This window comes from Mucilaginibacter koreensis (assembly GCF_054783355.1).
The window spans coordinates 2,647,570-2,661,756 of record NZ_BAAGQS010000001.1; the positions used below are offsets into that span (position 1 = coordinate 2,647,570).

Annotated in this window: 6 protein-coding genes and 1 pseudogene; 1 reads left to right on the forward strand and 6 read right to left on the reverse strand. The window is 40.4% G+C overall.

Translation table 11 applies throughout. The annotated features are described in order from the left end of the window. The first annotated feature begins 857 nt into the window (after window positions 1-857). Entirely contained in the window at window positions 858-5,543 is a 4,686-nt protein-coding gene (locus ACYVNW_RS12035; RefSeq protein WP_460680116.1) for a DUF3320 domain-containing protein, read from the forward strand. Window positions 5,544-5,928: 385 nt separating this feature from the next. Here the strand turns inward: ACYVNW_RS12035 and kwaB are convergent. The 6 genes and pseudogenes from kwaB to ACYVNW_RS12065 all read right to left on the reverse strand — a co-directional run. Continuing rightward, window positions 5,929-6,813 (reverse strand): annotated as a pseudogene (kwaB, locus tag ACYVNW_RS12040) (anti-phage protein KwaB); the annotation flags it as partial. 24 nt (window positions 6,814-6,837) lie between these two features. Next, window positions 6,838-8,109 carry an HsdM family class I SAM-dependent methyltransferase gene (locus ACYVNW_RS12045; RefSeq protein WP_460680117.1) on the reverse strand — a complete coding sequence of 424 codons (1,272 nt, stop codon included), beginning with the start codon at window positions 8,107-8,109 and terminating at the stop codon, window positions 6,838-6,840. Next, a complete protein-coding gene (locus tag ACYVNW_RS12050) occupies window positions 8,096-8,257 on the reverse strand; it encodes a type I restriction-modification system subunit M N-terminal domain-containing protein (protein ID WP_460680118.1) in 162 nt (53 codons plus the stop codon). The genes ACYVNW_RS12045 and ACYVNW_RS12050 overlap by 14 nt, the downstream gene beginning before the upstream one ends. Further along, window positions 8,257-9,198: a DUF4268 domain-containing protein gene (locus ACYVNW_RS12055; protein ID WP_460680119.1), complete on the reverse strand. Its 942-nt coding sequence runs from the start codon at window positions 9,196-9,198 to the stop codon at window positions 8,257-8,259. Before ACYVNW_RS12055 ends, ACYVNW_RS12050 begins: the two co-directional genes overlap by 1 nt. Next, entirely contained in the window at window positions 9,198-11,657 is a 2,460-nt protein-coding gene (gene hsdR, locus ACYVNW_RS12060) for an EcoAI/FtnUII family type I restriction enzme subunit R (RefSeq protein ID WP_460680120.1), read from the reverse strand. Before hsdR ends, ACYVNW_RS12055 begins: the two co-directional genes overlap by 1 nt. A 652-nt stretch (window positions 11,658-12,309) precedes the next feature. Beyond that, a complete protein-coding gene (locus tag ACYVNW_RS12065) occupies window positions 12,310-14,175 on the reverse strand; it encodes a RagB/SusD family nutrient uptake outer membrane protein (protein ID WP_460680121.1) in 1,866 nt (621 codons plus the stop codon). Between the last annotated feature and the right edge of the window lie 12 nt (window positions 14,176-14,187).

A 14,187-nucleotide genomic window follows, 5' to 3' on the forward strand; every position in this document is an offset into this window, starting at 1 on the left:
AGATAAGCCTTTTATGGGCAAATCATACAGTTACCTCATTAATCAAAAATGCACTTTCACTTATCATATCGGTGTTTTTATCGCTGAAGATACCTTTAATTGATTAAAAAATTTGCCTGTTTCTCCTTATTTATAAGATGTCACAAAAAATTGTCAAGAATGCAAAGTAATGGATAAAAGCAGACAATCTTGTTCGGTAAGGCGAAAGAACTCGAACCTAAAACACCTGGGAATTTATAAAACTTGCAAAAATCCCAGGCTAAGTAGCAGCAAAAATAAAGAATAAACAAAAAAGCACCTGATTTTCATCAGAGGTCTCTTGGGTGGCCCCACTTTTGACCCACCGGATCACTCACTTAAATGATGCGAAATATGGGAGTCCAGCGAAAAAAACAAAGCCAGCAAACGATTACTTTGCAGGCTTTTAATGCATTATGATGTTGATTTTTGTAACCCGTAGGGGAATACGCCTGCATTCATAACCTACTTGCTTTCAATATCTTATGATGGAGTCATATTCGTACTCACCGAATCACTCACCAACTTTATAATGTTCTTTGATTGCAAATCTTAATAGTTAAATATAGTAAATAACTACTGAATGCACAAATTCAAGCTATATAAATATCGTGCAAATCATCGTGTTACAAAGGTATCTATTCGTTGTTTATATTGGATATAGTTGATGAGTTATCACATGAATAGGCATTCAAGAGCTTTTAATGGAAATTGAATCAACATATATCTCTTCGGTATTACTTAAAAGCTATATTGTCTGTGAATTCAGTAGTTGATTTAATTGCTTTAATCGACTAAATTTGATACCGCCGTCAACAATTATTGACCTTATTCACAACATGCTGGAATCTATACAAGCGAAGCTGGAAGCTTCACGTAAGGAACTATTGGATCTTGGTTTGAGAAACCCGCTGCTCAATTATAAAACGCCTCAAGGAAAAGGGCTAAAAATTGTCCAGGAAAAATCTGAATTCATCTTTGACATACTGGCCAGACAGCATAAGGCCATGACCTTTTTAGGTATTTCTGAAAAGAAGCGCACTACCCAAGCGCAATTAGAGATTATTGAACATGCGGATGAAGAGCCTGAACTGGCCCAGCCAACTGAGGAGTCTTATCATGACACCAAGTTACAGACCAATGAATCCGAACAAAAGCTTCAAACAAAATTACTGAATACCTATTACTTTGCGCGTACCAGCATTGAGGAGCAGGGCGTCAATCTACTTTACCTGGCATTGGGCAAACTCAAATGGTATGAAGCAGGTAATATAGAAACACCGCGTTATGCGCCACTCCTACTCATTCCTGTGGAGCTTGAACGTTCCAGCGCACAAGAGCGTTTTCGTTTAAAATATACCGGCAGCGACATTGGGGCAAACCTATCGTTACAGGCCAAAATGAAGGCTGACTTCAATATATCTATTCCTGATTTAGCTGATTTTGAGGATTTGGATGTGGTATCATACTTTAATTCCATAACTGAGCATATAGCAAAGGAAGACTTATGGTGTGTTGAGCATGACGAGATTGAGCTTGGCTTTTTCTCTTTCGGTAAATTCATGATCTATAACGATCTTGATACCGCTAAATGGCCGGATGCCCACCAGCCAGGCTTACATGAAAACATATTAGCACTATTTGAAACCGGCTTTCAATCGGACTATCAACCTGACGAAGAAGAGAGTAAAGACTTGGATGAGGAAACAAACGCCAATGCCCTGTTTAAGGTAGTTGATGCGGACAGCTCACAGATGCAGGCTATTCTAGCGGTGAATGAAGGTCATAATCTGGTCATACAAGGCCCTCCAGGCACAGGAAAATCACAAACCATCACCAATATTATTGCTGATGCGATCGGCCAAGGCAAAAAGGTATTGTTTGTTGCGGAAAAAATGGCTGCGCTGGAAGTAGTTAAGCGCAGACTGGATGCTATTCAGTTGGGAGAAGCTTGTTTGGAACTACATAGTCATAAAGCTAACAAACGTGACTTGTTGGAGGAGCTGAAACGGGTGATGGAACTCGGAAGACCTGCAATTAACCAATTGGAACAAGAGGTACAACAATTAGCAGTTTCCCGCGATGAATTAAACAGATATTGCAACGCCGTTAACGCAAGCATTAGTGGTAGCGGTTTAAGTGCTCATCAGGTTATCGGTTTCTTATTGCAGATTGATGCCGAAATTGGTCAGCAGCACCTCTTGAAAGTACCTATTCCTGATATTGAGCAGTGGAATGCGGAGAAGGTCCGGGAGGCATCAGCGATCTGTGACCGTCTTCAGGCCAGGTTGAAAGATATCGGCGTCCCTCAACGCTTGTTGTTCTGGGGAAGTGAGCTTACTGTATTGCTGCCTCATGAGAAAGGTCCCGTTCAAGAGCAGGTACGGCAGGCTGGCCAAGCTGCTACTGCTTTGCGTGAAATGTCAGAAAGCATACAGGCATCCACTGGCCTTAGACCTGCCGAGGACAATCACTCATTGGACTTGCTAATCACAGAATTAGAAGTAGCGTCTCAAGCGCCTGATCTTGCAGGCATTGACTTAGTTAGTGATACATGGCTGTTAAAGCAACACGATATTCGTGAATTGATAGAAATAGGGCAGGCACGTGACACATTATACAAGAAATACAAAGACAAGCTCATCCCCGAAGCCTGGTCTCAGGACATTCTGGACATAAGACAAAATTTAGTAGCCCATGGCCAGAAGTGGTACAAGTTCCTCATCGGAAGTTATCGCCGGGCAAACCAGCGACTAGCGTCGTTTCTAAAAGTTGGTCTACCTGCCGATGTTTCTGAACGATTAGAGATTGTTGACGCGATTTCTGAAGCCAGGCGTATGGAAACTGAAATGGCTGCATTGGATCCATTGGCGGCGTCATTGTTTGGAAAGCGCTGGTTGAAACAAAAATCGGAGTGGTCAGCGCTAGGCCGTGGGGCCGAATATCTTGCTGGTGTGCATCAACAGTTCGCTGAAAAACGAATAAGTCGTCAGTTATTCGAATTCTTAAAACAGAATAATGCTGCCCGCACTGCTGCGGCTTTTGGAAGTGAGCTTAAACAAGCTGCCCAACATATTGAATTACAACGCCAAGCCGCTTTCGCTTCGCTAAAATTCAATGAGTCGAAAAGCGCCAAGCAATCAGAGATCGCCGCGATGACCTTCCGTGCACAGTCGGCATTTTGGTCGAAACGCGCAGAGCGGTTTGCAGAACTTCAGCTAGCTATTGATTGGAACAATCTGGCTCAGGCAGCAAGTCAGGCCGGATTTAAATACCTCGCTGATTTGGCAACCAGTTGGGATCAGGCGGCGCAGTCATTGAAAACCTCCTTATTGAAGACCTGGTATGAATACCTGATTGAACAGTCCTTCAAACTCAACCCGGCACTTACCCAGTTTGAGCGCGTTAGCCACGAAAGCGTGATTGGTCAGTTCCGGCGGCTTGACCAGCTAAATTTAGTATATAACCGGGCACGGGTTGCGTTGAAACATTGGGAAAACATTCCTAAACAACATGCGGGCGGCCAGGTAAATGTTTTAAAAACCGAATTTAACCGCCGAGCTCGTCACATGCCTATACGAAAATTAGTTGAAGAAGCGGGCGCTGCTATGCAGGCGATTAAACCTGTGTGGATGATGAGCCCGATGTCTATTGCCAATTTTCTTCCGCCGGGAAGCATAGCGTTCGACTTGGTTATTTTTGACGAAGCCAGTCAGGTACGGCCTGTTGATGCTTTAGGTGCTATTATGCGTGGCAAGCAGCTGGTCGTGGTTGGTGATACTAAACAACTGCCGCCAACCAGTTTCTTTGACAAACTGAATACCGATGTCGGGGATGAGGATAATCAAACGGCCGATATGCAGAGCATCCTGGGCATGTGTGACGGCCAGGGTGCTCCAAGCAGCATGTTGAAGTGGCATTATCGCAGCCGGCATGAATCGCTCATCACCTTATCTAACCATGAGTTTTACGAGAATAAACTGGTGATATTCCCAAGTCCGGGTTCACGGCAAAGCTTAGGATTGCGCTTCCATCATCTTGCAGATGCTGTCTATGATCGGGGTAAAACACGCACCAATCCTATAGAGGCTGAAAGAGTTGCGCAGGCCGTTATAGCACATGCCAGGCAATCTCCTGAATTGAGCTTGGGGGTTGTGGCTTTCAGTACTTCACAGATGCAGGCCATACAAGCAGCATTAGAAGTGCAACGCCGCCAAGATCCAAACGTGGAATCCTTCTTTAAGAGTCACCCACATGAGCCCTTTTTCATTAAGAATTTAGAGAACGTTCAGGGCGATGAGCGAGATGTCATTTACATAAGTATCGGATATGGACGCATAGATAACGGTACCGTACCTATGAGCTTTGGCCCATTAAACAATGAGGGCGGCGAGCGCAGGCTAAATGTATTGATCACCAGGGCGAAGATGCGTTGTGAGGTCTTTACCAATATCACTTCCGCGGATATCCTCGTGGGAGATAATGCGAGGTTTGGTATTCGCGCATTAAAAAGTTTCTTGTATTTCGCACAATATGCAAAATTCGAGCACAGCAGTGAACCAATAGCAACAGATACCAGGCCTTTTGAAGACGAGGTGTTCAAGCAATTGAACGCACTGGGTTACGTTGTTAGAAGCAAAGTCGGATCAACTGGTTTTTACCTTGACCTTACAGTTGTCGACGAACATAATCCGGGACGTTATATCATAGGAATTGAATGTGACGGCCAGAACTATGCCAAGGCGAGATCTGCAACTGACCGTGACCGCTTGCGTGAGCAGGTGCTGAAAATGTTTGGCTGGAATATCTATCGCGTGTGGAGCACGGACTGGTATCGAAACCCTGAACGTGAATTAAAGCGGTTGATTGTAGCTATAGAACAAGCTAAAGCCTTGACCGCTACAATAGACCAGGAAACGAAAGTTTACGAAGAAGAAAAGCAGTTATTAACGCGTGAAAAGGTTGAAGAAGTAAAAACTCAGATCACTTATTATCAGCAAGCGACGCTGCCAGCGGCTATCGGTCATTTGGAAATGCATTTGCATTCCTTCGGAAATTTGTCCACCTGGATCAGCGAAGTGGTAAAAGTAGAGAGTCCTGTGCATTTTGATGAAATGGCCCGGCGAATGGTGGAAGCAGCTGGCGTATTAAAAATAGGATCACGCATAAAATATACGCTTACCCAAGCGTGTAAATACAGCGAGCAAAACGCGTTGATTAGAATAAAAGGTGACTTCCTTTGGCTTAATGAAATGGATGAACCTGTAGTTCGAAATCGTAGCCAACTTCCGGCTAGTTCAAAAAGGTTGCAGATGATTGCACCGGAAGAAATCAATTTGGCGATAAAGCAAGTCGTGTCTGAGGCTGTCGCCATTACGAACGAAGGTGCTGCCAACCTAGTTGCCAAATTGTTTGGGTTTAGCAGAGTAACTGAAGAAATGAAGCAGCTGTTAATAGAGGCCATTAAACTTGCAGAGTATAATGGAATAATAAAAAAGGATAATGGCTATCTAAAAGTAGTTTGACCAGTTGAAACCACGAAGCAAATCAAAAGGCATGGACAGAACTCGAACCAAATTTCTTCTCATCTCACTGTCAATATTTTATCAGCCGTTTTTAAAATTGACTCACCAAGAACTCACTTTAATTTGAGACTGTTTAAATCCACATGATTGATATTAAGTTAACAAAAAAAACATTTATTGCAAAATAAAATAGCACTAATAGTTCACGGTCAATACTAACTTTTAAATTGATTGTCGACTACCAGATGCTGTTCAGTTATTCTTATTAAGATTATTTTGAATCACTGAGGCATAAGCTCAAATATACTAAAGCTTATCCTGATTTCATAGCCCGGATGCCTTGCTGATGGCCATCATAGTCACCGCCAGCCACGTAGGTCGCCTATTACACAACTTCATCTTTGGCGATTGTGTCATATTGCAGTTCCGTCAGTTGTGAGAATAGGTAGTCGTCGTTAAGCAATTTAAGAAATAGTCTTTTTGAAACCCCAGTATCCAGTGATATCTGTGTCTCATCGGCGTTGAAATGGATTCGCCCAGTTAGCTTAGGATGGTTTCTAATGAAGTTGATCCCGTTGGCAGTCGGCACCCGAAGCACAGGAGAGCGTCTTACCTTCACCAGCTTCTTCGCATTTGTCAATTGGGTAGCTAAATCCAACAAAGGCTGAATATCCGCCAGCAGCGCAATGTTTTGAATAATCGCGATCGTTTGTTGCGCCTGGCCCATGATTGCAGCTTCGTAACCGAATGATCTTTTTAGGGTAGACAGTTTAATTACAAACAACTCATCTTCAACCAACATGAAATCAAATTTTTTATCGAGTACAATGGCATCTTGTGCGGCAGGTACAAAACGTGTGTTGGAAATAGGTACCAGTAAAAACCTATCCCTTTGTAAAATATTTACCGGGTAATTTTTTTTATACAGAACAACCCGGTGTGCTTCATCGCCAATCACAATGATAAATCCTTCCAAGTTCGCCAAATTATCATGGTCAAACCGAAATTGCTCAAGGATATTATTTTGCAGAACCTCTTTCATCACGTTTAAGCTATCGATTGGTTGCTCCAAATCATAACTATAGAAGGCATTTCGCCGCTCATCCGCCTCAGAAAGCGGCATCAAATGCAATTCTTCGTTTTCAACGAGCATCTCTCGAACCGAGTCTGTATAACGCATCCGCAGACTTTGCTGTGCGTCGCCCTCTAAGTCTACACGTTTGATAATGCGTTGTTGCCCATCATTCAATACAAAATACAGGATAGCTGCTAATACTCGTTGTTCATCTAGATTCTATGCTAACGATTTTAATTCCTCTAGAATGTTGGAAATTTTCAACTGATTGCTTTCAATTTTAGTGATGATTGCCTTTCTGTCGTAAGCAACTTCTTCTACAATCTTATTTGGATTTTTAATGTCCAAATCAAACTTGCGTTCGCTAATGGTTTGTATATTTACCTTCCAAGCCACTTCACTTTCTATTCGATCTTTCCACCACGCTTTTATTGGCTCAAACTCTTCGATACGAATAGGTTTAGTTTTGCTATATGCTTTTTGCCCTTCAGGCAAAGTATGTTCGTAGTACCAAATTTCTTTTGTTGGTTTTCCTCTTTCAAAAAAAATCAAGTTGGTGTTTACAGTGGCATAAGGTGCAAAAACGGATTGTGGTAACCTGATTATTGTATGCACATTACAATCCTCCAATAACTTTTGACGTACCCGTTGTTTCACGCCATCGCCAGTCAAACTTCCATCCGGTAATACAATCCCAGCCCTTCCACCTTCTTTAAGCATTTGAATAAAAAGGATAAGAAAAAGATCAGCACTTTCCTTTGTGCGGTAATTTAAAGGGAAATTAGTTTCCATTCCATCACCTACTACACCACCAAAAGGGGGATTAGCAACAATGATATCGACATGATCTTTTTGTTTTATAGAAGTTAATTCATGACTTAACGCATCATCGTTTTGTATTTGAGGTATTGCAATATCATGCGTAATCAAGTTAACCACAGCCAGCATGAAAGGTAAAGGCTTCAACTCTGTACCGGTTATGGACTCCTGCAGAATTTGACGATCAGCAACAGTTTTTAGTTGCTTACGTAAATGCTCAATACAGCATACAAGGAACCCTGCGGTTCCAAGTGCAGGGTCCGCAATTTTCTCACCCAATTTAGGATTAACCATATCTACAATAAATTGGGTTACCGCTCTGGGCGTATAAAACTCTCCTGTATCCTTTTTAGTGGCTAATCCCTGCAATATTTCCTCATATATCACATTAAAAACATGGTGTTCTTTGCTATTGTTGAAATCTATTTTATTGAGTTTATTAACCGCCTGGCGAAAAGTAGTTCCACTTTTCATATAATTATTAGTGCCATCAAAAATTTGACGGATTATAATTCCCAGCCTATTTTCTGTTGAAATAGTAAGATTCTTTAGCTCTGGGAACAAGCGGTTGTTAATAAAGTTAATCAATGCTTCACCTGTTATACCCTCATCATCAGCAGCCCAGTTCCTCCATTGTAAGTCTGTAGGGATTGGTGATTTATATTTTGTCAAGTATCTCCTTTTCTTGGTCTTTATCATCAAACAGCTTCAAAAAGATCATCCAACCCAACTGCTCAATGCGTTGTGCATCGCCACTTAGACCAGGATCTTTTCTAAAAATATCTCTGATTGATTTAATTACACCGCCTATATTGCTCATTAAAAATATTTTTTGAAGGTCTTTTGAAATTTTTCTGCATTCTTATTAAGCCATAGAAAATATTCGTTCCATTTTGCTTCATCTAATGGATTACACGAATAGTATTTTATTACTCTAAAGGCTGCGCTTTCTGGCAAATCCATAAATTGGATGTCGTCACCTAAAGATTGCTCTATTGGCCCCCTATGCTGTTTGATTGCTTCATATATACTTTCATCATTTTTTATATATAATTCACAACCAATTTGATTTTGTTTAGAGTTAAACGTCAACGATATAAGAGCTTTGGACGTTCCAAAACTAATGTCATACCAATGTTGAGGCCTTGGAGTTCTTCCATAATTAACTAATGTTTTTACCTCTAGCTTATCAACGTAATCTTTGAGGCATTGCCAAAACTTTTGCTGAAACAATTTAAGCTCCGAAGGGCTACCCTTTTCTGAGGAAGAAGCATTTTTTATAGTTTTTGCCCAATTATTTGGTTGAGAAATAATATTAAACTTAGGTGCAGGATCAGATGATCCGATCTGCCAAAGCTCAATTTGCACCAGAAAAAATGAAATTTCTTCCGGCATATGTCGGTTGAGCCAATCAATAGCTTGTTTATGTTCTTCTGTGTAGTCTTTAACTATCCAAATGATAATACCGGCATCATGAGCTGAAGCATAAGTCAATATTTGCCCTAAATGTTTATGGTCTGTTGCTTCTAGTTGATTCTCTATGATCACCTTTCGCTTAGAGATAGCATCATCAGCTAAAATATCTGCAGTATATCTTCCAGCTGATTCTTCAGGTTTTATATTTTCTAAATCAATGTCCAATTCATCAGCAAGCAAACCTATGTTTTCATCTTTGGCTAGCCATCTGGTAAAGTGTAAAGCTTCGTGCCCCCAAACACTTCTAAGATCAATATTCTTTAATGTTCCTAATTTGATAGTCATCACGCTACACTGTATAATTCTCGTTCTAGATCTTTAATGGCTATATCGTATTGCTCACGATTTCCGAATATCTTCATTATTTCAGTAACGGAACCTAACTCATTAAGTGGCGGTATAGTAAGAATCGTAATGTTTTCCATGTTTTCGATACCCTGATCAGCATACTTTTCAAGCAACGCCTCCAAAACCATTCTGGCCTGCTCACCATACTTAGTAAAATAATTACGCTTTTTTACATTATTTGCCCGTTCTTTTCTTGTCAATGGAGGCTGATCATAAGCTACATGGCAAATTAAATCAAACAAATCGACCTGTTTGTCAACAGCTGAATATAATGCCTCAATCAAAACGCCTTGCTCTTCTAATTCAGCAATAATTGCTTCCTTGCGATCTGTAGCACCCCATTTATTTAAAAATTCGTCTAAAGAAGCAAATTGCCCTGTTATAATTTGCTTAGTATGATCTTTTAAGCTTGTAGTTATGGGCCGACCGTGTTGATCAAAGTGAAGTTCGCGACTAATTAAAACAGAAACATCTACACCGTTTACGTAAATTTTTTCTCTTCGCGATGGTGTAGTTACACCGTCATCTTCAGGACTTAGCGTTCTTATCTTCGGACGTTCAATCCTAATTTCTTCACCTGTTTCGGTATCAATAATTGGATCCGTTATTTCCTCTTCTTCGTCAATGACATTACCTAAGTCCGTTTCTTCTGTTACTGGCTTAATCCGTATTGGGTCTCCATCAAAAGCAGGGTCGGCAAAATTATCAGTCGCATTTCTAAAATCCAGTATTGTGAAGTAAAGTTTTCCATATTCTTCATTTATCCGCGTACCTCTGCCAATGATTTGCTTAAACTTAGTCATTGAATTAATAACAGTGTCCAGGACTATGACTTTACAAGTTTGGGCATCTACACCTGTAGTCATTAATTCGGAGGTGGTAGCAATGACAGGATATTTTTCTTCAGGATTGATAAAATTGTCTAATTCACGCTTACCTTCTGCATTATCACCTGTGATTTGCATTATGTACTTATAATTTGCTGCTACTAGATCGGGATTATGCTTGGCTAAAGCGGTTCGCATTCGTTCAGCATGATCTATATCTACGCAAAAAACTATAGTTTTCGCAAATTGATCATAACCTTCCAAAAACTCGGTTATTTTTTCCGCTATAGTATCAGTCCTCTCATCGATTACTAACTTACGGTCGAAGTCGCTACGATTGTAAATTCTATCTTCGACCTCATTACCAACTTTGTCTGTTTTACCCTGTTCAGGTCGCCAACCTTCAGCATCAACATTCAATCCAACCCTAACTACACGATAAGGAGCTAAGAAGCCATCATCAATCCCTTGTCTTAATGAATAGGTATAAATTGGACTCCCAAAGTATTCAGTGTTGCTGGCTTGAGTTGTTTCTTTAGGTGTAGCAGTTAAGCCAATATGTGTTGCTCCTTTGAAATAATTTAAGATCTCCCGCCAGTTGCTATCATCTTTAGCGCTACCTCTATGACACTCATCAATAATGACCAGATCAAAAAAGCTTGGAGAGAAATCTTTGTAGGCATCCTGCATAGCTGGATCAGAATTACTTAATCCTTGATATAACCCAAGAAAAATTTCAAATGCTTTATCCGCGGAATCGATGCCTCTTTTAAGGGTTGAAATAAGCTCTTCCTTTCCATCTTGATTGACCACGACCTTTTTTTTAATTACAGTCATCGCACCTTTGAAATGCTTAAAGTCACCTCTTCGCGTTTGATCAACCAATGCGGTTCTATCTGCTAGAAATAAGATTCTTTTCTTAGCTCCACTCTTCCATAATCTGTATGCAATTTGAAATGCGGTATAGGTTTTCCCTGTACCCGTTGCCATTACAAGAAGAATTCGGTTTTGACCTTTAGCTATCGCTTCAACCGTTTTATTTATGGCTATTTGCTGGTAGTACCTTGGTTTCCTGTTTGTATTATCAAAATGATACTCCTGTGAAGCAATCTTCTCAGCTTCTTCTGTTTCAATACCTTTATATTTTTTGTATTTCTCCCAAAGTTGTTGGGGAGAAGGAAAACTGTTTAAGTCTAATTCGGTCTCAATATTACCGTCAGTAGCAGTGCGGTCATGAAATAAAAAGCCATCTCCGTTGCTACTAAAAACGCAAGGAATATCTAATATTCTAGCATAATCCAAGCCTTGTTGAATACCTGCTCTTATAGAATGGTTATTGTCTTTCGCCTCTATAATGGCTACCGGTATATTAGGCTTATAGTAAAGAATGTAATCAGCTCTTTTTCTTTTCCCTCGCGCAGTAAATTTTCCACGAACATAAATTTTACCATCGGTAAAAAACACCTCTTCAAGTACTTGCAGTTCTATATTCCATTTTGCATCTTCCAATGCTGGAGTAATAAACTTTGTGCAAATGTCTCTTTCTGATAATGATTTTTTGTTAAGCATTGATTGTGATAAATCGGCCTTTAAAAATATAAATTATATTATATATTCTATTTGCCATTTAGCACGCTTTCCCTACATATTATGTATTTTGTATGTCCATACAAGATTTCATACAATCCTTTGTTTATCAATATTTTACATCATTTCACAACTGAATAATTGATTGCTGATCATCCATGTAGGGTCATACATTATTGTTTATAACCTTTTACAGATGTATACAGGTGAATACTCGAAGAAAAGAACCTCCCTCTCCGCATATTTGACTTAAATTCACTTGCTAAGTCAGTTCAATAAGTTAAATGTATGCTTAACAGCATACATAATGCCAACTCACTATTGACTGTTGTTTCGTTCATCTCACTTGGTAACCGATTGCATTTCAGAACATTATTATTGTTCAGCTAATCCCATTTAACCAATTCAGTACTGCCTGCTTCAACATATTTTCAAAAATCTTTGATCTTGAAATGAGCTATGATTTCCTATAAATTTTAAACTTTTCAAGGAATCTATATAAGCTACAAACATAGAATCGGACAGATATACCCTTATCAACCCCTTATAAATAATATAAATAAAAAGTGCATGCAGCTTTTAGCTGCATGCACTAACCAATAAAAACATATTTAAAACTATCCCGGAGGCAACATTAAGGTATTTTATCTAATGGCGGCACATTAGATTCTGATCCGCTATAACCAACGTTTTGATTAATATGCCCGTTGATATTAAGCAAAATATCATTATTGGGAATAGGCCACAACACGTGATAAGGCGACATGGTATAAGTGTTACCTGAATTAGTCACTACCCCTTTGTTGTAAAAATCATTTTTTTCCATAATACGGTCATAGAAAAAGTTTGAGGCAGAGAAGTTGGACAAGCTATATGACTTTCCTTTATAGGAAGGCTGCCCTGTAAGTGCATAGATATAAGCAATACGGGTAAGTTCTGTTTTACGCGGTTCTTCCCAATACAGCTCTCTTGCACGCTCATCCAATACTGTACCAATATTAACAGCGTTCGGATCGGTTAATAGCTGGGCTTGGGCACGGGCACGAACTGTATTTAAGTCTGCCATGGCCAGGGCCAGGTTGCCTTTCCATACATAAGCTTCGGCTCTCAGCAAATAGGTTTCTGCCAGGCGGAATACATACCAATCAGTATTCGTACCACGCGGTGGGCTCCAATATTTGTCGGTAGCAATGTTGGTAGAGCTGATGAATACCTTGTAATGCGGCCAGCCAAACCAGTTACGAATGGTATCCTTAGCACCATTTTGGAACGCAGTACCCACTGTTGCAGCAGTATACTGCACCAAATGTTTGCCATACCAGGTAGGGTCAGATGTTTTAAGGGCAGGATTGTTATAAACCAAATCCGTCATGTTCATCCAGTTACCCGGGGCGTGGCGCAGGTCGGTATTATCTGTCCAGATGTACTTGGTACTGTAAGGTGTGCCCCGATAGCGGCCAATACCACGGCCATAGTAAAGCGAGAGCGGAAACTCAGCGTTAACCGCATCCGTCATACCTGCCTTTTTATTTGGGGTAAGAATAATATTGGCATTAGCATAAAACGGCGTACAGTTACGCATCAGCTGCGAACCGAACGAAATGGCACCATCCAGATTCTCGCGGTCTAAAACCACATACAGGGCCTCCGTATTGGCGCCAATAGCTTTGTTATCAGGGCGGTGTAAGTCCCAGATCACATTTTTGGTGGCATCACCACCGGTACTACCAAAACGACTGGTCATCAGCCTATATTTACTGCCACTAATTACACTTGTTGATACTGTAATTGCATCATCAAACTTCCCTAACGCCAAATCTACCTTGGTGAGCAAGTGCCCGATAGCGCCCTTGCTTACATCGCCTATATTTACACTATTGCTTACATTGGCAAAAGCATAATCCAAGTCAGTTTTCATTTTCCCTAAAATCACATCTCTTTTAGTAGAAAAATAGCTGGTATTGGGCTCGGTTTCTTCTTTTAAAATCAATGGCACATCCCCAAATTCATTACAAAGCCTATAGTAACAATAGGCACGGTAAAAATACGCCTGGCTTAGTGCAGAGTTTCGGTCGGAAGCAGATCCCCAACTAATGTTATCAATACGAGTGATAATGACATTAGCCTCTTGTATACCTCTATACCAATTTTGCCAATACCAACCTATTTTATTGTAATCATTATCATTCAACTGAGCCGTAGGGGTAATGCGCACGTTCAGATCCTGGGCATTGGTTGTTTTATCGGTGGTACCATCAACGGCCACGTCAGAAAAAAGCGATTCTGTAATCATTGGCGCTGAGTCTCCAAAATATTCGCCACGAACAATTGTATTAATTTGTTCCAAGGCGCCTTGTACTGCGCCGGGTGTAGTTAATGAAACATCGGGCGTGAATTTAGAAAGCGACTGCGGATTTAAATAACTCCGCTTACAGCCATTAACACTTATCAACAGGCTGACGCTCATTGCAAGTACAGATGTTCTATATATTTTTTTCATCTTTAATTCTTT